Here is a 20,084-nt window from a genome sequence, read left to right on the forward strand (position 1 = left end):
TTTGCGCTTTGTGCGCCGCAGCACTATGCTGCACACAACTTGAAAACCGTGTTCGTTCAAACAGGGAAGGAAAAATAGTCATGGCTCAGAATTCCAAGACTTCCCACACCGTGACACTGACCGACAATGCCACTGGCAAGTCGATCGAATTGCCGGTGATCGAGGGTAGCGTTGGTCCGTCTGTAATCGACATTCGGAAACTCTACTCCGAAACCGGATATTTCACCTATGACCCGGGCTTCACCTCGACCGGCTCCTGCCAGTCCGAGCTGACCTATATTGACGGCGATGTCGGCATCCTGCGTCACCGCGGCTATGCCATTGATGAGCTTGCCGAACAATCCGATTTCCTCGAAGTTTGCTATTTGCTGATTTACGGCGATCTGCCGAATGCAAAAGACAAGGCGCAATTTGAAAATGACATCACCATGCACACCATGGTGCATGAGCAGATGCGCAATTTCTATAACGGTTTCCGCCGCGACGCCCACCCGATGGCCATTATGTGCGGTGTGGTTGGCGCGATGTCTGCTTTCTATCATGACAGCACCGACATCAACGACCCGAACCAGCGCCTGATCTCGGCCTATCGCCTGATCGCGAAAATGCCGACCATCGCTGCGATGGCGTATAAATACTCGATCGGTCAGCCGTTCCGTTATCCGAACAACAAACTCGGCTATGCAGAAAACTTCCTGCAGATGATGTTCGGCAACCCGTGCGAAGACTATGAAGTCAACCCGGTCCTTGCGCGCGCAATGGATCGTATCCTGATCCTTCATGCCGACCACGAACAGAACGCATCGACCTCGACCGTCCGTCTGGCCGGTTCTTCTGGGGCAAATCCGTTTGCATGTATCGCTGCCGGTATTGCCTCCCTCTGGGGTCCGGCACATGGCGGTGCGAACGAAGCCGTTCTGAAAATGCTCAACGAAATCGGCGATGTGAAAAACATTCCGGAATTCGTCAACAAGGCAAAAGACAAGAACGATCCGTTCCGTCTGATGGGCTTTGGTCACCGGGTTTACAAAAACTACGACCCGCGCGCCAAGGTCATGCAGGAAACCTGCCACGAAGTTCTCAAGGAACTCAATGTACAGGACCCGCTGCTTGACGTTGCACAGGAACTCGAACGCATCGCACGCGAAGACGAGTACTTCATCGAGAAGAAACTCTATCCGAACGTCGATTTCTATTCGGGCATCATCTTCAAGGCGATGGGCATCCCGGAAAGCATGTTCACCGTGCTGTTCGCAGTTGCCCGTACCGTCGGCTGGATCGCCCAGTGGAAAGAAATGATCGAAGATCCGTCGCAGAAAATCGGCCGTCCGCGCCAGTTGTTCACCGGTGTTTCCGAACGTCCGTTCGTTCCGGTCAACAAGCGTTAATCTGCGCCACGATTGATACAGAAAAGGCCCGGATCATTCCGGGCCTTTTTGCGTTTTGATCAATTGGGTGCTGCGTTACCAGGAGCCGGTGTTTTCCATGCTGGCCCATGGCTCGGCCGGGGCAAGGCTTTCGCCCTTTTGCAGGAATTCAATCGAAATCCCGTCCGGCGAACGGACAAACGCCATATGGCCGTCACGCGGCGGACGGTTAATGGTGACACCCGCATCCATCAGCTTCTGGCAAAGCGCATAAATATCGTCGACCTCATAGGCAAGATGGCCGAAATTGCGCCCGCCGGAATAGCTTTCCGGGTCCCAGTTATAAGTCAGTTCAAGTTCCGGGGCCTTGTTGACCTTGGCACTGGCTTCATCGGCAGGCGGCGCAAGATAAATCAGGGTGAAACGCCCCTTCTCGCTTTCAATGCGCCGGGTTTCTTTCATGCCAAGCAGTTCGCAGTAGAAACGCATGGATGCATCCACATCCTCGACACGCACCATGGTGTGCAAATAACGCATTGGAAAAGCCTCCGTCATTGATTGGTCAATGACGCCAAACTATGCGTTATTGCCCGCTAATGCCAGTCTTGGCAGATGAATTTTTCTCTATGATTTCAAGGATGACGTCCGCGGCCTTCTCGCTCGGCGGCCGGTCGCCAAAGCCAAGCATGGTTGTGGCCGCGTCGAACCCGTCCAGTTGCGCCGCCCGACCTTCGCCGTCGGCCATAAGCGATTTCAGAACCGGCACGATACGGTTCGGCCTGCAATCCTGTTGCAGGAATTCCGGCACAAGCTTTTTGCCAAGCACCAGATTGACGATGGTCACCGTATCAATCCGCAACAATCGCCGCGCAATCCATGCCGTAATCGGGCTTAATTTATAGCCGATCACATGCGGCACCCCCGTTATCGCCAGTTCAAGCGACACGGTCCCGGATGCCGCAAGGGCCGCATGGGACGCGGCAAACGCATCGCGCCTGTCCTGATCCCCGGTCACGACAATCGGGCGCAGCGGCCAGTCGGCAACCGCATCACCGACAACCTGTGCAACCTTGCTCACCGTCGGCACAACAATTCTTGCATCGGGGAAATCCTCATCCAATCGTTCGCAGACATCTCGGAAAACCGGCAACAGACGGGTGACTTCCGAATTGCGACTGCCCGGAAGAACCGTCAGGATTTTGCAGTCCGCTGCGATACCGTGCTGTTCACGGAATCGGTCCGCATCGCCGCCATGCCGTTCCTCGACCGCGGAATGCCCGATAAAGCTGGTCGGAAGCCCGACCCGCTCGAAATAGGGCGGCTCGAACGGCAGCAACGCCAACAAATGATCGAGGAAACCCGCAATCTTCTTTGCCCGCCCCGGCCGCCATGCCCAGACCGACGGCGCAACATAATGCACCAGCGGAATCCCCCTGCCTTTCAGCTTCTTGCCAACGCGAAAACTGAAATCCGGGGCATCAATGGTGATGACCACATCAGGCTGCTGCTCAAGGGCATATTCCGCCGTCTGGCGGATACGTTTTAACAAATGCGGAATATGCGGCAGAACCTCGGCAAGGCCCATAACCGACATCTCATCCATAGGAAACAGGCTCTCAAGCCCCTCACCCGTCATGCGCGGGCCACCAACACCGATGAAACGGATTTCGGGATGACGCGCCTTTATGGCCGACATCAACCGACCACCCAACTGATCCCCGGATGCCTCGCCGGCCACCAGCATGATTTTCGCGGTCTGGATTTTTGGTTTATTCATCCTGTGCCGGTTCCTGCACCGAAATCCCGACAATGAACAATCCAAGTTCATCGGCACGTTTGACGGTTTTCTTGCGATCAATGATCATCGTGCCACCCGCAAGCAACGCAATGCCGCGCAATCCGGCATCATGCGCATTTTCCACGGTCGAAACACCAATCGCCGGAAGGTCAAGACGCCTGTCCTGCTGCGGCTTTGCCGACTTCACCAGAACACCGCCAACACCTTCGCGGCGATAGCCGGCAGACCGCCGGATCATTTCATCCGTGCCTTCGATGGCTTCAAGTGCCAGAACAAGCCCCTGCTGCACGACACAGCCCTGTCCGACATCGGCGGCACCCAAAACCCGGGCAACCTTCAGACCGTGCTGTGCATCGGCCATCGCCTGTGCATCGGGCTTCACCTTGCCCAGAACACCTTCCTCAACCGCGAGGTCGCTCAAAATCTCGTGTGCGCCGACCAGACGGAAACCGTCACGTTCAAGCTCACCGGCAACCAGACGCAGCAAACCATCATCGCCAAGCGACTTCATCCCGACTTTCATCAGCAATTTCGCCGCCCGCCAATCGGGCCGGATCGATGCAAATGATGGACGCGCAACCTTGCCCGCAAGGACAACATCACGGCATTCTTCGGATTTCAGACGATCAAGGATTTTCGCCGCCGCCCCGATGCGAAGCGACGTATGGGGATATGCATCCAATGCCGGATCATCGGCATGGGCATCAAGCTTCACGATAAAAACATCCCGCCCGGCAGCCGTCGCCGCAGCCGCCAAACGGGCGGGAAGCGCACCACCCCCGGCAATGATACCAAGCTTTGCTGCGGGGTTATCCTGCGGAGCTGTCATATTTCGGCGTACATACGGAACGCATGCTTTCCGCTTTCAGGAAGGTGATGATTTCCATGACCGGCCCGACATCCTCGAAATCTTTCGAGACTTCCTCAACCCGCTCGGCAAGCGTACCTTCCTGCGCAAACAAAAGACGATACGCCTTGCGAAGCGCATGAATGGTCTCGCGATCAAATCCGCGGCGCTTCAACCCGACAAGGTTAAGCCCCGAAAGATAAGCACGGTTACCAATCACCGAACCATAAGGAATGATATCGCTTTCAACACCGGTCATGCCGCCGATCATCGCATGTTTGCCAATGCGGACAAACTGATGCACCGCCGAAAGACCGCCGACAATCGCAAAATCGTCGACCATGACATGGCCAGCAAGGGTCCCGTTATTGACCAGAATGCAATGATTGCCAATATGGCAGTCATGCCCGACATGCGCGCCTGCCATAAACAGGCAGTCATCGCCAATCGTGGTCTCCATCCCGCCGCCTTCTGTGCCGGGATTAAGGGTCGCCCCTTCTCGGATCTTGTTGCGTTTGCCAATGATCAGACGCGAGGGTTCGTTCTTGAATTTCAAATCCTGCGGCGCATGACCAACTGACGCAAACGGAAAGATCGTACTGTCTTCACCAATTGACGTAATTCCGGCGACCACGACATGGCTGTGCAGCTTGACGCGATCACCCAGAACCGCCTGCGGTCCGACAACACAGTACGGACCGATTTCTACATCCTGGCCAATCTGGGCGCCGTCTTCGACAATGGCGGTTGGATGCACTTTTGACATTATCAGTTGCCCCGGATCATCGCGGCGATGGTGGCTTCTGCAACGACCTGATCGTTAACGCGGACTTCACTTTCAAACTTCCAGACCGGGCCACGGCTCTGTTTTTTCTTCACATGAATATGCATGACGTCACCCGGCACAACCGGCTTGCGGAACCGAGCGTTATCAATACTCATGAAATAAACCAGCTTGCCTTCGGCATCCTCACCAAGGGTCTGAACCACAAGAATGGCCGCCGTCTGCGCCATGCTTTCGATGATCAGAACGCCAGGCATGATCGGCTGTTCCGGGAAATGGCCTGTAAATTGCGGCTCGTTCATCGTCACGTTTTTGATGCCAACGGCGGAATCGTCGACAGCAATATCAACAACCTTGTCGATCAGCAGGAACGGATAACGATGCGGAATCATTTCCAGAATGCGCTGAATATCAACACTTACCAATTCGGTCATAGGTATTGCCCTTACTTCTTTTTCCGTATCAGCCGCGATAAGGCCACGGTCTGTTTATGATATTCCATTACCGGCACAGCGGGGCTGCCGCCAACGGTTTCGCCCGCGCCGATATTTTTCATGACACCAGATTGCGCGGCAATTTTCGCGCCATCACCAATTTCAAGATGTCCGGTAATCCCGGCCTGACCCGCGGCAACAACAAAATTGCCAAGCTTGGTCGATCCTGAAATCCCGACCTGGGAAACGATAACACATCCCATGCCAAGTTCGACGTTATGGCCGATCTGAACAAGGTTGTCGATACGGCAACCATTGCCAATCACCGTATCAGGCCCCGCCCCCCGGTCGATTGTCGAATTGGCCCCGACTTCGACATCATTGCCAATCACGACACGGCCAAGCTGCGGCACTTTAAGGTGCCCCTGTGCGCCCATGGCAAATCCGAAACCATCCTGCCCGATGCGAGCCCCCGGATAAATCAGGCACAGATTGCCAATCAGGCAATGGCTGATTGTCGCCCCGGCACCGATCCTGCTTCCGGCCCCGATCACGACACCTTCACCGATCACCGCATTGCTGGAAATGATGACGCCATCGCCAATTTCGCAATTCTCGCCAATCACGGCCCCGGCGTCGATCTGAACACCTTTGCCGATCATGGCGGTATCGGCGACAATCGCGTGCGGTGAAACAACACCATTGGCGGCGTCAAACGGATAATATGCCGTTGCCGCCTTGGCATATGCCCGGTACGGATCGCTGGTCGTGAACAGCACCATATCGGCAGGCGCACGATCAACGAACTCTGGCCGGACAAAACACCCGCCGGCAGAACTGCTGACAAAGGCATCAAGATATTTGCGATTGTCAAAGAAGCTCAGGATCGATGCATCCGCATTCTGAAGCGGTGACACATCATCAAAGCGGCGTGACGGATCAGGTGCATTCACCAGTTCCGCTCCGGTCAGTTCGGCAATTTCCTGAACGCTGAACGGTCCCTTGCGTTTGAAAAACCGGGAATCAGCCATCAGGAGGCTTCCTTGAACTCGACGGTAAGGGTCGGCATGGCCTTGTTCACAAGGTCAAATACTTCCTTGGACGCATCCATGGCGTTGGCATGCAGGATCACCTGACTTTTGTGCAGTACCAGCGTTGCCTTGCGCTGCTCGGCAACATCGGCAATTACTTCAATCAGCGTTTTCTGGAATTTCACGCGCGATTCATTAAGCGCCTGATCCAGAATACGGTTGCGCCCCTGTGCAAACTTCTGAAAATCGGCAACTTTCTGCTGAAATTCTTTCTGTTTCTGCTGAATAACATCGGCAGACAGAAGGGTTCGCTGCTGGGCGATTTCCTGCTCTTCCTTCCGCAGACCCTGCTGGCGCTTTTCGATTTCCTGCTGATAGGCTTCCTGACGCGTTTTGATCTGCTTTGTCATATCCTGCATGGCAGATGCTTCACGCATAATGCCTTCAAAATCGACAATCATCACAACGGCCTCTGTATTTCCGGCAGCATTTTCCTGCGCCGACGCCATTGTTACTGATGCGAATGCCAGAACAATCGCAAGGAAGGCGGTCTGGATAGATTTCATCATTTTCATCAGAATCTGGTTCCGAAACTCAGTCGGAACACTTCCTCTTTGTCGAAGTCTTCTTTGAGAACAGCCTGCGAAAGGTCAACACCAATCGGGCCAAACGGAGATTCCCAGCCTACCCCAAAACCAACAGACGCCCTGAGCGAACCTTCATCATAGATTTCACCAGGCCGTGCGCCATCAACCCCCTCGGAAGCACCGAAATCACTGAATACACGACCGGTAAGTGCAAATTCGGACGGCAACCCTAACGGGAAGTCCATCTGCACGGTACCGGTATAGAAGAATTTGCCGCCAACCGCATCTTTCGTTGCAATATCGCGCGGCCCGACACCGGCCGATTCAAAACCACGAAGGTTTGCACCACCTGTAAAGAAGCGCTGCGAAATACGCGTATCGTCGCCAATACCAAAGATGTAACCGGTCGACGCCTTGGTCGACAGCACCCACGTCTTTTCGCGATCAAGCGGATAGTAGTACCCGCCATTCACGCGTGTACGAAGATAGGTTTCCGAACCGCCAAGCCCGGCGAAATCGTTGGAAACCTGAACGAAATAGCCTTCTTTCGGCGTAAGCGTGCTGTCGCGCTGATCATAGGTAAGCGTCTGACCAATCGTTGACTCGGAAAACTCGGGGTCTTCTTCACGAAGCAGACGCGATGCGTCGCTATCGATGTCGGAATATTCGTTAACCGCATACCCGTAACGCACCGACTGCGACAATGCTTCGGAATAACGGAAACCGGACCGCAAACCGATACCGGTCTGCTTTTCGTCATATGAACTTTCGTCCTGATTGTCTTCTTCGCGGCGATAGATATCAAAGCCCGCACTGACATCCCGATCAAGGAAGTACGGCTCGGTAAAGGACAGATCGACCTGCTGGCTGGATGACCCAATCGTAAAGCCAAGACGCAGGTCCTGCCCTTTGCCAAGCAGGTTGCGTTCGCGGATACCGGCCTGACCGAAGGCACCATCATCCGTGCCGTACCCGGCACCAATCGAAAACTCGCCGGTCGACTTTTCTTCAACATCAACCTCAAGAACCGTCTGGTCGGGCGAACTGCCCGGCAGGGTCTTGACGTCAACCGATTTAAAGAAGTTCAGGTTTTCAACACGCTGGCGCGAACGTTTGAGTTTCGAACTGCTGAACGCGTCACCTTCAACAAGGCGGAATTCACGACGGACAACTTCGTCAAGCGTGCGGACGTTGCCAACCACGTCGATGCGTTCGACATAAACCTTCGGACCTTCGGCGATGGTGAAGGTGATATTGATAACGCCGGTCTCGCGGTCACGCTGGATATTCGGGCGAATATCAATGAATGCATAACCCTGGTCACCGATGCTGTTGGTCAGGGCATCAATCGCATCATCAACAAGGTCGGCATTGTACCAGTCGCCTTTTTCAATCTCGATCAGGGGCGTCAATGTCGCCGGATCGATCTTGTCGATCTGCGATACGATATTGATATCGCCAAACTTGTAACGCTGACCTTCGCTGACCGTGTAGGTGATAAAGAAATCAGACCGATCAGGCGTCAGTTCGGCCACGGAAGACAGAACCTGGAAATCGGCATAACCGGCTGAAAGATAGTAACGACGCAGAAGTTCGCGGTCGAACGTGACGCGATCCGGGTCATAGTTATCGTCAGAAGTCAGGATTTTCCACCAGGCGCTTTCGGTTGTCCGGATAACTTCGGACAATTCACCATCGTCAAATGCCTTGTTTCCAACGAAGTTGACCTTGCGCACCCCGGTGGCCTCGCCCTCGTCAATTTCAAAGACAAGGTCGACACGATTCTGTTCAAGCTGAATGACTTTGGGCTCAACGGTCGCGGCAAACCGGCCGGAGCGACGGTACAGCTCAAGAATACGCTGCACATCAGCCTGAACCTTGGTGCGGGTGTAAACGACACGAGGGCGCAACTGAAGTTCCGTACCAAGCACGTCGTCCTTCAGGCGCGTGTTGCCCTCAAAGGCGATCCGGTTGATGATCGGGTTTTCAACCACATTGATTTTCAGAACGCCCTGATCAAATCCGATCGACACGTCGGCAAACAGGCCGGTTGAAAACAGCGACTTCAGCGATTCGTTGATTTTTTGCGGATCGTAGGGATCGCCCTCTTTTACCGACAGGTATGCGTTAACCGTCTCGCTTTCGATACGGTTATTGCCGTCAACACGGATCTCGCGAATAACGCTTGATCCCTGCGCGTAGGCCACTATCGGAATTATGGTTGGCGCGGTTCCACCAAGCAAGACTGCTGCTAACGCAGCCGCTTTTACATTACGCAGCAAATTCAACCCCCTGATGCCGTATATCATCAGCCTACCAGGCCTTTGAAGAAATTCCAGACGCCCAACTGCGTCAGGTCGTTCCAAGTTGCAAAGATGATTAAGCTGAATACCAAACCTGCCCCAAGACGGAAACCATATTCTTGTGCTTTTGCGCCCAAGGGCTTACCGCGAATGGCCTCAATCGCATAAAACACCAGATGACCACCATCCAGAACCGGAACAGGCATCAGGTTAATCAACCCAAGGCTGATCGAAAGATACGCCATAAAGAACAGAAGCGGTCCAATCCCCCCCTCGGCAACCTCGCCCGACATCTGCGCGATGCGGATCGGACCGCCAAGTTCGGAACTGTCACGTTCGCCCGAAATCATCTCACCCAATGCCGACAATGTCTGCGAAATCAGATTCCAGGTCGATGAAAACGCCTTGCCGGTCGCATCGATAATTCCATCGCGCTGGGTTTCAAACGCACCGGCGGTCACGCCCAGACGACCGAATGTCTGTACGTCGTCACCTTCACCAGTCGTTACGGCTTCCGGCGTCACCTGAATGTCGATTTCCTGCCCGTCACGCATTACCGAAAGCGAAACCGGCGCACCGGCATTGCCCCGGATCACGTCCGAAAGCTCGCTGAACCACGCAATCGGCTGCCCATTGATCGCATTGATCCGGTCATGGGGCTGCAATCCGGCAACCGCCGCCGGGCTGCCGTCAACCGCCTCGCCCACCACCGGCAGGGCGCGCTGCTGGCCAACGGCGGCAAACAGAACGGTGAAAACCACAATCGCAAACAGGAAATTGGCCAACGGACCGGCAAAAACGATGGCCGCACGCGACATCAGGCTTTTGTGATGAAACGCATGCTGGCGTTCTTCTTCATTAAGGTCGTCGCGCTGCCCCGCACTGGCCGGGTTCATGTCGCCAAACATTTTGACATACCCGCCAAGCGGCAAAAGGCTGACTTTCCAGCGCGTGCCCTTTTTGTCGTACCAGCCAAAAAGCTCCGGACCGAATCCGATTGAAAACGCTTCAACCTTTACACCATTGCGGATCGCAACCCAGTAATGCCCATATTCATGAACAAACACCAGGACCGAAAGAACAAACAGAAAAGCAAGAAGGGTTTCCATGAAAGACGTTCCTTTTTCGGGGCGAACCCCGCATTTTTGGTATTCAAAGACCGGTTTTGATCAGACCCAGCGTTTCACGACGGATCATATCATCAAGATCAAACATCTGGTCGAGATCTCGTAACGGTGATGCCGCAATCCTGTTCATCATGCGCTCGACCGTTTCGGCAATTTGCAGGAAGGTAAGCTTTCCGCCCAGAAACGCCCCCACGGCAATCTCGTTTGCAGCATTCAATACCGTCGGCACCGTCCCCCCCGCACGCAGCGCTTCGCGCGCCAGACGAAGAGCCGGGAACCGTTTCATATCCGGCGCGGTAAAGTTCAACTGTCCGATCGTGGCAAAATCAAGACGCGCTACATCGACACGTATTCTTTCCGGCCATGAAAGCGCATAGGCAATCGGGGTCCGCATATCGGGCGATCCCAATTGCGCCAGTACCGATCCGTCGGAATATTCCACCATGCTATGCACGACAGATTGCGGATGCACGACAACCTCGATGCGTTCTTCAGGCACCGGAAACAGACGACAGGCCTCGATCAATTCAAGGCCCTTGTTCATCATGGTTGCCGAATCAATCGAAATCTTGGCCCCCATATCCCAGTTGGGATGGGCCAGCGCCTGCTTTGGTGACACCGATTTCATATCGTCAAGCGACCATTCCCGGAATGGCCCGCCAGATGCCGTCAGAAGAATACGGTCAACCTTGTCGACCGACTTCTGTTCAAGCACCTGGAAAATCGCACTATGTTCGGAATCAACCGGGATCAGCGTCGCCTTGTATTTCGCGACTTCCGCCATCATCAGATCACCGGCACAAACCAGCGTTTCCTTGTTGGCAAGGCCAACCCGCGCCCCGCGGCGAATGGCCGCCAGCGTCGCCTTAAGGCCTGCTGCACCAATGATCGCGGCAATGACGATATCAGACGGGCGCGATGCCGCTTCGACCAATGCTTCATCACCGGCCGCGACCAGAATGTCCGTGCCAGACAGGGCGGATTTCAGGTCTTCATAAAGGCTTTCATCGGCGATAACCGCCATCGCAGCACCAAGTTCAATGGCGGCCTTGGCCAACCCTTGAACATTTCGATGGGCCGTAACGGCATCCACGGCATATTTGTCTGAATGTGCTTTCAGGATGTCTACGGTGCTGCTGCCGACCGATCCGGTCACGCCAAGCACGCAGACTGATTTCTTAATTGTCATCAAACACCAGCATAGCGGATTTCTGCAACCAGGGACCCTGCCCTAGCGCAACGACAATCCAATGAAATACACAATAACAAACGCGACAGGAAAAACCGACAACATCCCATCAGCACGGTCAAGCACCCCGCCATGCCCCGGGATCAGGTGGCTGCTGTCCTTGACCTTGAAATGGCGCTTAAGCGCTGATTCTCCAAGATCCCCGATCTGTGCCACAATCGCCAGAACCCCGCTTGCCAGCACGATGGAAACCTGAATGGCATTGCCGCTGAAATAGGTGATCAGCCCGCCGATCAGCATCGCACACAACATGCCGCCAATAAGCCCCGCCCAGGTTTTCTTGGGGCTGAAACGCGGCGCCAGTTTCGGGCCGCCAATCGCCTTGCCAAAGGCATAGGCCCCCGTATCGGTCGCCCACACAAGAAAGAACAGCCACATGATCAACAGCAGACCATCCCCATGCATGCTGCGCAGCCAGTGCGCCGCCAGTGCCGCAAGCGAGATATAGATAATGCCAAATGCCGCGAGAAACCGATCCTTGCCCGGCCGCAATGCCGCGGTTACCGCCCCGACCAACACCGCCGGAATGATAAGAAGATATTCCCCGGTCGTCATGAACAGCATCGAAACGGCAAGGGATACCGCGGCAACAACCGAAACCGAATTGACATGCCCCGGAACGCACATCCGCGTCCATTCCCACATCATGCCAACCGAAAACAGAAAAACGAGAATCTCGAAATACGGTGACCCGAACCATACCGCCGCAACCGCGACCGGTGTCATCACCAGCGCGGAAACAACCCGTGGCTTCAATCCTGAATTTGTATCTTCCTGGCGTCGGGCTTCAGATGACTGCACCAAAACGCCGCTCCCGTCCGGCAAAGTTTTCTATCGCTTTTTCAAGATGTTCGCGTCCGAAATCCGGCCAAAGGACGTCATCGAACACAAACTCGGTATAGGCCGACTGCCAAAGCAGGAAATTGCTGATGCGCTGCTCGCCACTGGTCCGGATCAGCAGATCCGGATCGGGCATCCCGACCGTCATCAGATGCGCTTCAACCACGCTTTCATCAATGGCATCGGCCTGAATTTCTCCAGCCGCGACTTTTTGCGCGATCTGGCGCATGGCATCGGCAATCTCGGCCCGCGCACCATAGCTTAGCGCAATGGTCAGGTTCAAACGGGTATTGCCCTGCGTGCGTTCCTCGGCGTTGGCCAGAAGCACGCGAATATCATCGTCAAAACGGGTCCGGTCACCGATGATACGGATACGGACCCCATTTTTGTGCAGGGTCGCCAGTTCACGCTTGATGAACAGGCGAAGCAACCCCATCAGGTCGCTGACTTCACTTTCCGGCCGTTTCCAGTTCTCGGTCGAAAATCCGTAAAGTGTCAGATACTCGATACCGATTTCGGCTGCGGCTTCGACGGTGCGACGCACGGCCTCTACCCCCGAACGATGACCCATCGTACGGGGCTTTCCGCGCAACTTTGCCCAGCGCCCGTTGCCATCCATAATGATGGCAACATGACGCGGCACAGCTCGCAGATCTGAAGGGTTGGGTTGAGATGCCAGCACCGTCATGATCAGACTTGCATGATTTCCTGTTCTTTATGGGCAAGCACTTCGTCGATCTCGCTGATAACCTTGTCGGTCAGCTTCTGGATCTCTTTTTCCTCGTTATGGAGGTCATCTTTCGAGATCACGCTGTCTTTTTCCCATTTTTTGATCTGGTCAATACCGTCACGGCGGACGTTACGAACCGAAATCTTGGCCTGCTCGGCATATTTTCCGGCAACCTTGGACAGCTCCGCACGACGTTCCTCGTTCAATGCCGGGATCGGCACCCGAACAAGCGTCCCGTCGGCCGCCGGGTTCAGGCCAAGGCCCGAGTCACGGATCGCTTTTTCGACCGATTTAACCATGCTCTTGTCCCAGACCTGTACCGAAAGCATCCGCGATTCCGGAACACTGACAGACGCAACCTGGTTAAGCGGGGTCGGCACGCCGTAGGCTTCAACCATGACCGGTTCTAGAAGGCTTGCACTGGCACGCCCGGTCCGAAGTCCGGTAAATTCCTTGTGCAAAACTTCAACAGCCCCTTCCATACGGCGGGCAAGGTCCTTTTTTAGGCCAGCAACGTCAGACACCTTTAGTCTCCATTCGAAATAATCGTAAACTTACCTTTTGCACAAACCACATCGGCAAAGGCGCCGGGATTATGCAAAGAAAATACAATAACCGGAATATCATTTTCGCGTGCCAGAGAAATAGCCGATGCATCCATGACACGCAAATCTTTGGCAAGAACGTCCATATAGGTCAGGGAATCATAGCGTTCCGCGGTCGGGTCGATCTTAGGATCGGCGGTGTAAACGCCGTCAACCTGCGTCCCCTTAAGCAACGCGTCACAGCCCATTTCAACCGCGCGAAGTGCTGCTGCCGTATCGGTGGTAAAGAACGGGTTGCCGGTCCCGGCCGCAAAAATCACCACCCGGCCCTTTTCCATGTGGCGCACCGCACGACGGCGGATATAAGGCTCACAAACCGATGACATCGGAATGGCCGACTGCACACGGGTCTGGACCCCGTGCCGCTCAAGCGCGTTCTGAACGGCCAGTGCGTTCATGATGGTGGCCAACATGCCCATATAGTCGGCCGTGGCACGTTCCATGCCCTGGGAGGCACCCTTGACCCCGCGGAAGATGTTCCCTCCGCCAATCACCATGCAAACCTCGGCACCCATGTCATGAACGGCTTTGATTTCGCTTGCGATCCGGTCAACCGTCTCGGGATCAATCCCGTATTGCTGTTTTCCCAGAAGCCCCTCACCCGAAAGTTTCAGAAGGACACGACGAAATTTCAGTTGGCCGTTTTCTGCCATGTTGGATTGCCTCTTACTGCCGATATTTCAAACTGTCCCGAAACCCGGTTCAGCAAAATTCAGATATAAAAAGACCGGCGAGTAACAGGGCGATTATGCGCTGCCGACCTCGCCGGTCTGGGATCATACACGAAATGGCACGCGACGCACCATTTCGATCAGATGTTTATTTCTTAAGCTGCTCAGCAACTTCTGCAGCAAAGTCTTTTTCTTCGCGCTCAATGCCTTCACCGAGTTCGAAGCGCACAAAGCCCTTAAGGGTGATCGGCTTGCCAGCGTCTTTAGCAGCATTTGCAATCACGTCTTTGACTTTGCTTTCGCCGTCAATCACGAAGGTCTGTTCAACCAGAACGACCTGCTCGTAATATTTACGGATACGACCTTCGATCATCTTTTCGATGATTTCAATCGGGCGGCCCGATTCTTTGGCCTGTTCGGTCAGAACGGATTTCTCGCGCTCGACCAGTTCCGGATCCAGATCGTCAACCGTGGCCGAAGCCGGGTTGGTTGCAGCAATATGCATTGCGATCTGTTTGCCAAGGCCTTCAAGAACGCTCGCATCCGCTTCGGATTCAAGCGCAACCAGAACGCCGATTTTGCCGAGGTTCGGTGCAATCGCGGAATGGATGTAGGACGCAACAGCGCCCTTCTCGACCGAGATACCAGCCGAACGACGCAGGTTCATGTTTTCGCCGATGGTGGCGATCATGTGGGTAACCTGTTCTTCTACGTTGCGCGACGTACCCGGGAACGGGGTTGCTTTCAGCGCATCGATATCACCATTGGCCGAAACGGCCTGGTTTGCGATTTCTGCGACGAATTTCTGGAAGTCTTCGTTACGCGAAACGAAGTCGGTTTCGGAGTTGAGTTCGACAACGGCACCGGAAGTACCGTTAACAGCAACACCCACCAGACCCTCAGCAGCAACACGGCCTGCTTTCTTGGCAGCAGCAGCAAGACCTTTGGTACGAAGCCAGTCAACAGCAGCTTCAAGATTACCTTCGGTTTCGGACAGCGCCTTTTTGCAATCCATCATGCCAGCGCCGGTGGTTTCGCGAAGCTCTTTAACCAGAGCAGCGGTAATAGCCATTTTTAAAGCCCCTATTACGCGATCAGTGAACACCTAAAGAAACGGCGGCATGCTAGCCGCCGTTTCATCAGGTACAAAGTGAAACTTATGCGGAAGCTGCTTCCTGTGCGGCTTCTTCAACAGCAGCGGCTTCAGCCGGGACTTCTTCGGCTTCACCGAGGTCCGCGCCAGAAGCAGTCATTTCCTGCTGGATGCCGTCCAGAACTGCGCCAACGAACAGGTCGCAATACAGCTGGATCGCACGGATCGCATCGTCGTTACCCGGGATCGGGTATGCAACGTTTGCCGGATCCGAGTTGGTGTCCAGAATAGCAACAACCGGAATGTTCAGGTTCTTGGCTTCGTGAACAGCAAGCGCTTCCTTGTTGGTGTCGACCACGACGATGATGTCGGGAAGACCACCCATGTCCTTGATCCCGCCAAGCGCGCGTTCAAGCTTGTCGCGCGAACGGGTCAGGTTCAGGATTTCTTTTTTGGTCAGACCTTCTGCACCGGCAGACAGGATTTCTTCCTGTTCTTTCAGGCGTTTGATCGAGTTGGAAACGGTGTTCCAGTTGGTCAGCATACCGCCGAGCCAGCGATGGTTCACATAGTACTGACCGCAACGCTTTGCAGCTTCTGCGATGACCGGCGAAGCCTGACGCTTGGTACCGACGAACAGAACGCGACCACCACCAGCGGTGACGTCACGAACCGCCTGCATCGCACGATGCAGCATCGGAACGGTTTCCTGAAGGTTCAGGATGTGAATGTCGTTGCGTGCGCCAAAGATGAACTGCTTCATCTTCGGGTTCCAACGGCGGGTGTGGTGACCAAAGTGGACGCCAGCTTCCATCAGCTGACGCATGGTAAAGGTTGGCAAAGCCATGATAAATTCCTACCTTTTTCCGGTTAATACCTCCGCGGAAGGGAATTTCACGCCGTCTTGCGTGAAACACCGGATGGACGAATTTCTGCATAACGCATTATTCGCCACGCTCCCGCGTGCGATGTTCGGGGCGGGTTTTAGCCCCCTCCTGCAAAGAATGCAAGCCTTAAAGTACGCTCAAACCGCGTGAAAGTGAACCCGAAGCACGATCACAATTTCACAGCACACGCACCAATCAGATTTCCTCGGCCAGTTCGACACCCGGAATGGCCCCGACCGCCCCGATAAGCGACGGTCCGACCTTATAGGTATCTTCAAGCTCGACCTCGGCAATACGGCCATCGGCACATACCGTCGAAAGACTGACCAGACCGCGCCCTTTCCCCGCTTTTTCAAGCAGTTCTCGGATTTCCACCACCGGATCAGGACGGTTCAGGCGAATGCGAATGCCCTCGGCTGCCCCGGAAACGGCATGCTCAAGGTCTTCAACCTTCTGCCCCTGAATGCGAAGCTGCCCTTCGCGCATTTCGGCCGCCACCACAAGCAATACCGGACGCCCGGCATTGATGATTTCCTTATAGGCCGCCCATGCCTCGGCCCAGAAGGCGACTTCAAAGCTGCCCGTCGGATCGGAAAACATCACGAAGGCGAATTTCGATCCGTTCTTTTTCGAAATCATTTCACGCGCATTGATCAGGGTCCCGGCAAGCTTGATCGATCCCTTGTTCTGGGCACGCATACGGGCCGGAAGCTCCTTGATAGGTGCAATACCGATCCGCTGAAGACTTTTGCCAAAGGTATCAAGCGGATGCGCCGACAGGTAAAAACCAACCGCCGAAAATTCCTCGGTCAGTTTTTCCATCGGCACCCAATCGCGTTCATCGGGCAACCGGATGGCATCCTTGCCAAATCCGGTATCCTCGCCAAACATCGAAATCTGGTCATTGTTGCGCGCCTGCATTTCGCGCTGGGCAACCGCCATCACCCGGTCGACATGCTCGAACATGACCTTGCGGTTTGTCGTCAGGCAATCAAGCGCGCCTGCCCGCACAAGGTTTTCAAGCAACCGTTTATTGACCGCACGGCTATCGATGCGCGATGCAAAATCGGTCAGGTCCCGGAACGGACCATTGGCCTCGCGCTCCGCCACAAGGCTTTCCATTGCCGCATCACCAACGTTGCGCACGGCCGCCAGTGCATAACGGATTTTGCGCACCCCATCATGATTTTCGACCGAAAACGCCACTTGCGAATTATTGATGCAGGGCGGCAGGATTTCGATGCCAAGGCGTTCGACCTCCTGCTTGAAAATCGCAAGTTTTTCGGTGTTGTGCATATCAAGCGTCATCAGCGCGGCCATGAATTCGACCGGATAATTCGCCTTGAGATACGCTGTCTGATACGCCACCAGCGCATAGGCCGCCGCGTGCGATTTGTTAAAGCCATAGGATGCGAACTTGGCGACCTGATCAAAGATGTCGGACGCCTGCCCGCGTGGCACCCCGTTCTTTTCCGCCCCGTCAACAAACAGCGAGCGCTGCAATTCCATTTCCTCGGCGATCTTTTTACCCATCGCACGACGCAAAAGGTCTGCACCGCCAAGCGAATAGCCCGACATCGTCTGGGCAAGCTGCATGACCTGTTCCTGATAGATCATGATGCCATAGGTTTCTTCGAGGATCGGCTGCAACATCGGGTGCATGTAATCCGGCTCTTCCAGACCATGCTTACGTGCGATGTAATGCGGGATATTGTCCATCGGCCCCGGACGATACAGCGCCACGACCGCGATGATATCTTCAATCGTATCGGGCTTAAGCCCGCGCAAAACATCCTGCATGCCCTGGGATTCAAGCTGGAACACACCGACCGTCTCGGCCGCCGAAAGCAGCTTGAACGCCACCCGATCATCAAGGGGAATGGCACTGATATCAAAGTCTTGCGGGACGTCTTTTCGAAGACGCATTAGATTGACGGCCTCGATAATCACCGTCAAAGTCTTAAGACCAAGGAAGTCGAACTTCACCAGACCGGCATTTTCAACATATTTCATGTTGAACTGGGTCACCGGCATATCGGACCGCGGATCACGATAAAGCGGCACAAGTTCGTCAAGGTCACGGTCGCCGATCACAACCCCGGCGGCGTGGGTGGACGAGTTACGATAAAGCCCCTCGATCTGCATCGCGATGGAAAGCAGCCGGTCAATATCCGGGTCTTCGCGCGCAATCCGGCGCAGGTCCGGCTCCATGTCGATGGCTTCCTTAAGCGGGATCGGCTTGGCCGGATCACCCGGAATCATTTTACAGATTTTATCGACATAGCCATACGGGATGCTCAACACGCGGCCGACGTCGCGCACTGCGGCCTTTGCCTGCAACTTACCGAATGTGATGATCTGCGCCACACGGTCATGTCCGTATTTGCGCTGAACATATTCAATCACCTCGCCGCGCCGGTCCTGACAGAAATCGACGTCAAAGTCGGGCATGGAAACACGTTCCGGGTTCAGGAAGCGTTCAAACAGCAACGAGAAATGCAACGGATCAAGATCAGTAATCAGAAGCGCATAGGCAACAAGCGACCCCGCACCCGAACCACGCCCCGGCCCCACCGGGATTTCATGGTCCTTCGCCCACTGGATAAAGTCCGCAACGATCAGGAAGTAGCCCGGAAACCCCATCTGATTGATGATGCCAAGCTCGTATTCAAGGCGCTCCCAATAGGGTTTGGCGATTTCTTCCTTCTGCGCATCCGTCATGTCCTCGGTAAAGACATATTTCGCAAGGCGGCCCTTAAGGCCCTCCTCGGACATATGGCGCAGCTCATCGACCTCGGTGCGGCCTTCACCACAATCAAACGGCGGCAGGATCGGGTCGATCTTTTCGACATGCCACGAACACCGCTTGGCAATCGCCAGCGTATTGTCGCAGGCCTCGGGAATGTCGGCGAAAAGATCGCGCATCTCGGCGGCGGTTTTAAACCGGTGTTCGGGCGTTAAACGCCACCGGTCTTCCTGCCCCACAACCGCGCCCTGCCCGATGCAGATGAACACATCGTGGGCTTCATACATTTCCGCCTTGGGGAAAAAGCAGTCATTGGTCGCGACCATCGGGATATTATGCTCATAGGCCAGCCGGATCAGCCCCGGCTCGACCTTTTCCTCGATCGGTTCGCCATGGCGCTGCAATTCGATATAAAGCCGGTTGCCAAATATCCCCGAAAGCTTGTTCAGGCAATCGTTCGCCGCCTCGTGCTGCTCCTCGGCAATCAATCGTGCCAACGGCCCGGTCGGCCCGCCGGTCAGGCAGATGATGTCGGAACTGTATTTTTCGATATGATCATAAAGCGCCTTGGGCTCACTTCCCGCTTCACTGGTCATATGCGCGCGCGAAACGATCTTCAGAAGGTTGAAATACCCGCGGTCATTCTTCGCAATCAGGACCAGATTGTCCGGGTCCGGTTCGCGTGAAATCTTGCCGATCACCGGCTGATCGCCAAACCGTTCCACCCCGATCTGCACGCCAAGGATCGGCTGGATACCCGACCCGCTCATCACCCCTGAAAAATCGAGCGCGCCGAACATGTTGTTGGTATCGGTCATCGCAACCGCGGGCTGGCCATCCGCCTCGCACAGCTTTGCCAGTTCCTTCGTCGTGATGGCACCTTCGGCAAGCGAATAGTTGGTGTGAACACGAAGATGGACGAAACCGTTTTCCATTGCAGAAAATCCCGGACGATAAATGGCAAAGGCAGGAAACCGGCCACCCC

General features: G+C 54.9%; 18 protein-coding genes. 1 reads left to right on the forward strand and 17 read right to left on the reverse strand.

The features are described 5' to 3' along the window. Positions 1–80: 80 nt before the first annotated feature. Positions 81–1,388 carry a citrate synthase gene (locus IT971_RS11025; RefSeq protein ID WP_007089447.1) on the forward strand — a complete coding sequence of 436 codons (1,308 nt, stop codon included), beginning with the start codon at positions 81–83 and terminating at the stop codon, positions 1,386–1,388. 75 nt (positions 1,389–1,463) lie between these two features. Here IT971_RS11025 and IT971_RS11030 read toward each other — a convergent pair whose 3' ends face one another. The 17 genes from IT971_RS11030 to dnaE form a co-directional block, all read right to left on the reverse strand. Next, positions 1,464–1,904, reverse strand: a complete 441-nt coding sequence (locus IT971_RS11030) for a VOC family protein (RefSeq protein WP_063091926.1) — start codon at positions 1,902–1,904, stop codon at positions 1,464–1,466. 46 nt (positions 1,905–1,950) lie between these two features. After that, positions 1,951–3,144 (reverse strand): lipid-A-disaccharide synthase, encoded by a 1,194-nt coding sequence (lpxB, locus tag IT971_RS11035; RefSeq protein WP_063091925.1) that lies wholly within the window; start codon positions 3,142–3,144, stop codon positions 1,951–1,953. Continuing rightward, a complete protein-coding gene (locus IT971_RS11040; RefSeq protein WP_063091924.1) occupies positions 3,137–3,994 on the reverse strand; it encodes an LpxI family protein in 858 nt (285 codons plus the stop codon). Before IT971_RS11040 ends, lpxB begins: the two co-directional genes overlap by 8 nt. Beyond that, positions 3,975–4,778 (reverse strand): acyl-ACP--UDP-N-acetylglucosamine O-acyltransferase, encoded by an 804-nt coding sequence (gene lpxA, locus IT971_RS11045; protein ID WP_007089443.1) that lies wholly within the window; start codon positions 4,776–4,778, stop codon positions 3,975–3,977. The genes IT971_RS11040 and lpxA overlap by 20 nt, the downstream gene beginning before the upstream one ends. A 2-nt stretch (positions 4,779–4,780) precedes the next feature. Continuing rightward, positions 4,781–5,230, reverse strand: coding sequence for a 3-hydroxyacyl-ACP dehydratase FabZ (gene fabZ / locus IT971_RS11050; protein WP_007089442.1), 450 nt, complete (start codon positions 5,228–5,230; stop codon positions 4,781–4,783). Between the two features lie 11 nt (positions 5,231–5,241). Beyond that, positions 5,242–6,261 carry a UDP-3-O-(3-hydroxymyristoyl)glucosamine N-acyltransferase gene (lpxD, locus tag IT971_RS11055; RefSeq protein WP_063091923.1) on the reverse strand — a complete coding sequence of 340 codons (1,020 nt, stop codon included), beginning with the start codon at positions 6,259–6,261 and terminating at the stop codon, positions 5,242–5,244. After that, positions 6,261–6,836: an OmpH family outer membrane protein gene (locus IT971_RS11060; RefSeq protein WP_063091922.1), complete on the reverse strand. Its 576-nt coding sequence runs from the start codon at positions 6,834–6,836 to the stop codon at positions 6,261–6,263. The genes lpxD and IT971_RS11060 overlap by 1 nt, the downstream gene beginning before the upstream one ends. After that, a complete protein-coding gene (gene bamA, locus IT971_RS11065) occupies positions 6,836–9,157 on the reverse strand; it encodes an outer membrane protein assembly factor BamA (protein WP_063091921.1) in 2,322 nt (773 codons plus the stop codon). Before bamA ends, IT971_RS11060 begins: the two co-directional genes overlap by 1 nt. Next, positions 9,157–10,260 carry an RIP metalloprotease RseP gene (gene rseP, locus IT971_RS11070; RefSeq protein WP_063091920.1) on the reverse strand — a complete coding sequence of 368 codons (1,104 nt, stop codon included), beginning with the start codon at positions 10,258–10,260 and terminating at the stop codon, positions 9,157–9,159. Before rseP ends, bamA begins: the two co-directional genes overlap by 1 nt. Before the next feature lie 43 nt (positions 10,261–10,303). Beyond that, positions 10,304–11,467: a 1-deoxy-D-xylulose-5-phosphate reductoisomerase gene (locus IT971_RS11075; RefSeq protein ID WP_037991289.1), complete on the reverse strand. Its 1,164-nt coding sequence runs from the start codon at positions 11,465–11,467 to the stop codon at positions 10,304–10,306. Positions 11,468–11,509: 42 nt separating this feature from the next. Beyond that, entirely contained in the window at positions 11,510–12,328 is an 819-nt protein-coding gene (locus IT971_RS11080; protein WP_223305109.1) for a phosphatidate cytidylyltransferase, read from the reverse strand. Beyond that, entirely contained in the window at positions 12,315–13,055 is a 741-nt protein-coding gene (locus IT971_RS11085) for an isoprenyl transferase (RefSeq protein WP_063091919.1), read from the reverse strand. Before IT971_RS11085 ends, IT971_RS11080 begins: the two co-directional genes overlap by 14 nt. A gap of 2 nt (positions 13,056–13,057) precedes the next feature. Next, positions 13,058–13,579 carry a ribosome recycling factor gene (gene frr, locus IT971_RS11090; protein WP_215905855.1) on the reverse strand — a complete coding sequence of 174 codons (522 nt, stop codon included), beginning with the start codon at positions 13,577–13,579 and terminating at the stop codon, positions 13,058–13,060. A 44-nt stretch (positions 13,580–13,623) separates the two neighbouring features. Beyond that, positions 13,624–14,355, reverse strand: coding sequence for a UMP kinase (pyrH, locus tag IT971_RS11095; protein ID WP_037991293.1), 732 nt, complete (start codon positions 14,353–14,355; stop codon positions 13,624–13,626). A 166-nt stretch (positions 14,356–14,521) separates the two neighbouring features. Then, the gene (gene tsf / locus IT971_RS11100; protein ID WP_007089432.1) at positions 14,522–15,445 is read right to left on the reverse strand and encodes a translation elongation factor Ts; all 924 of its coding nucleotides are present in this window, start codon (positions 15,443–15,445) and stop codon (positions 14,522–14,524) included. A gap of 85 nt (positions 15,446–15,530) precedes the next feature. After that, positions 15,531–16,313, reverse strand: a complete 783-nt coding sequence (rpsB, locus tag IT971_RS11105) for a 30S ribosomal protein S2 (RefSeq protein WP_063091918.1) — start codon at positions 16,311–16,313, stop codon at positions 15,531–15,533. A gap of 235 nt (positions 16,314–16,548) precedes the next feature. Further along, positions 16,549–20,034 carry a DNA polymerase III subunit alpha gene (gene dnaE, locus IT971_RS11110; RefSeq protein WP_063091916.1) on the reverse strand — a complete coding sequence of 1,162 codons (3,486 nt, stop codon included), beginning with the start codon at positions 20,032–20,034 and terminating at the stop codon, positions 16,549–16,551. Between the last annotated feature and the right edge of the window lie 50 nt (positions 20,035–20,084).

Origin of the sequence: Thalassospira sp. B30-1, assembly GCF_015767575.1 — a bacterium.
Taxonomy (GTDB): domain Bacteria; phylum Pseudomonadota; class Alphaproteobacteria; order Rhodospirillales; family Thalassospiraceae; genus Thalassospira; species Thalassospira xiamenensis.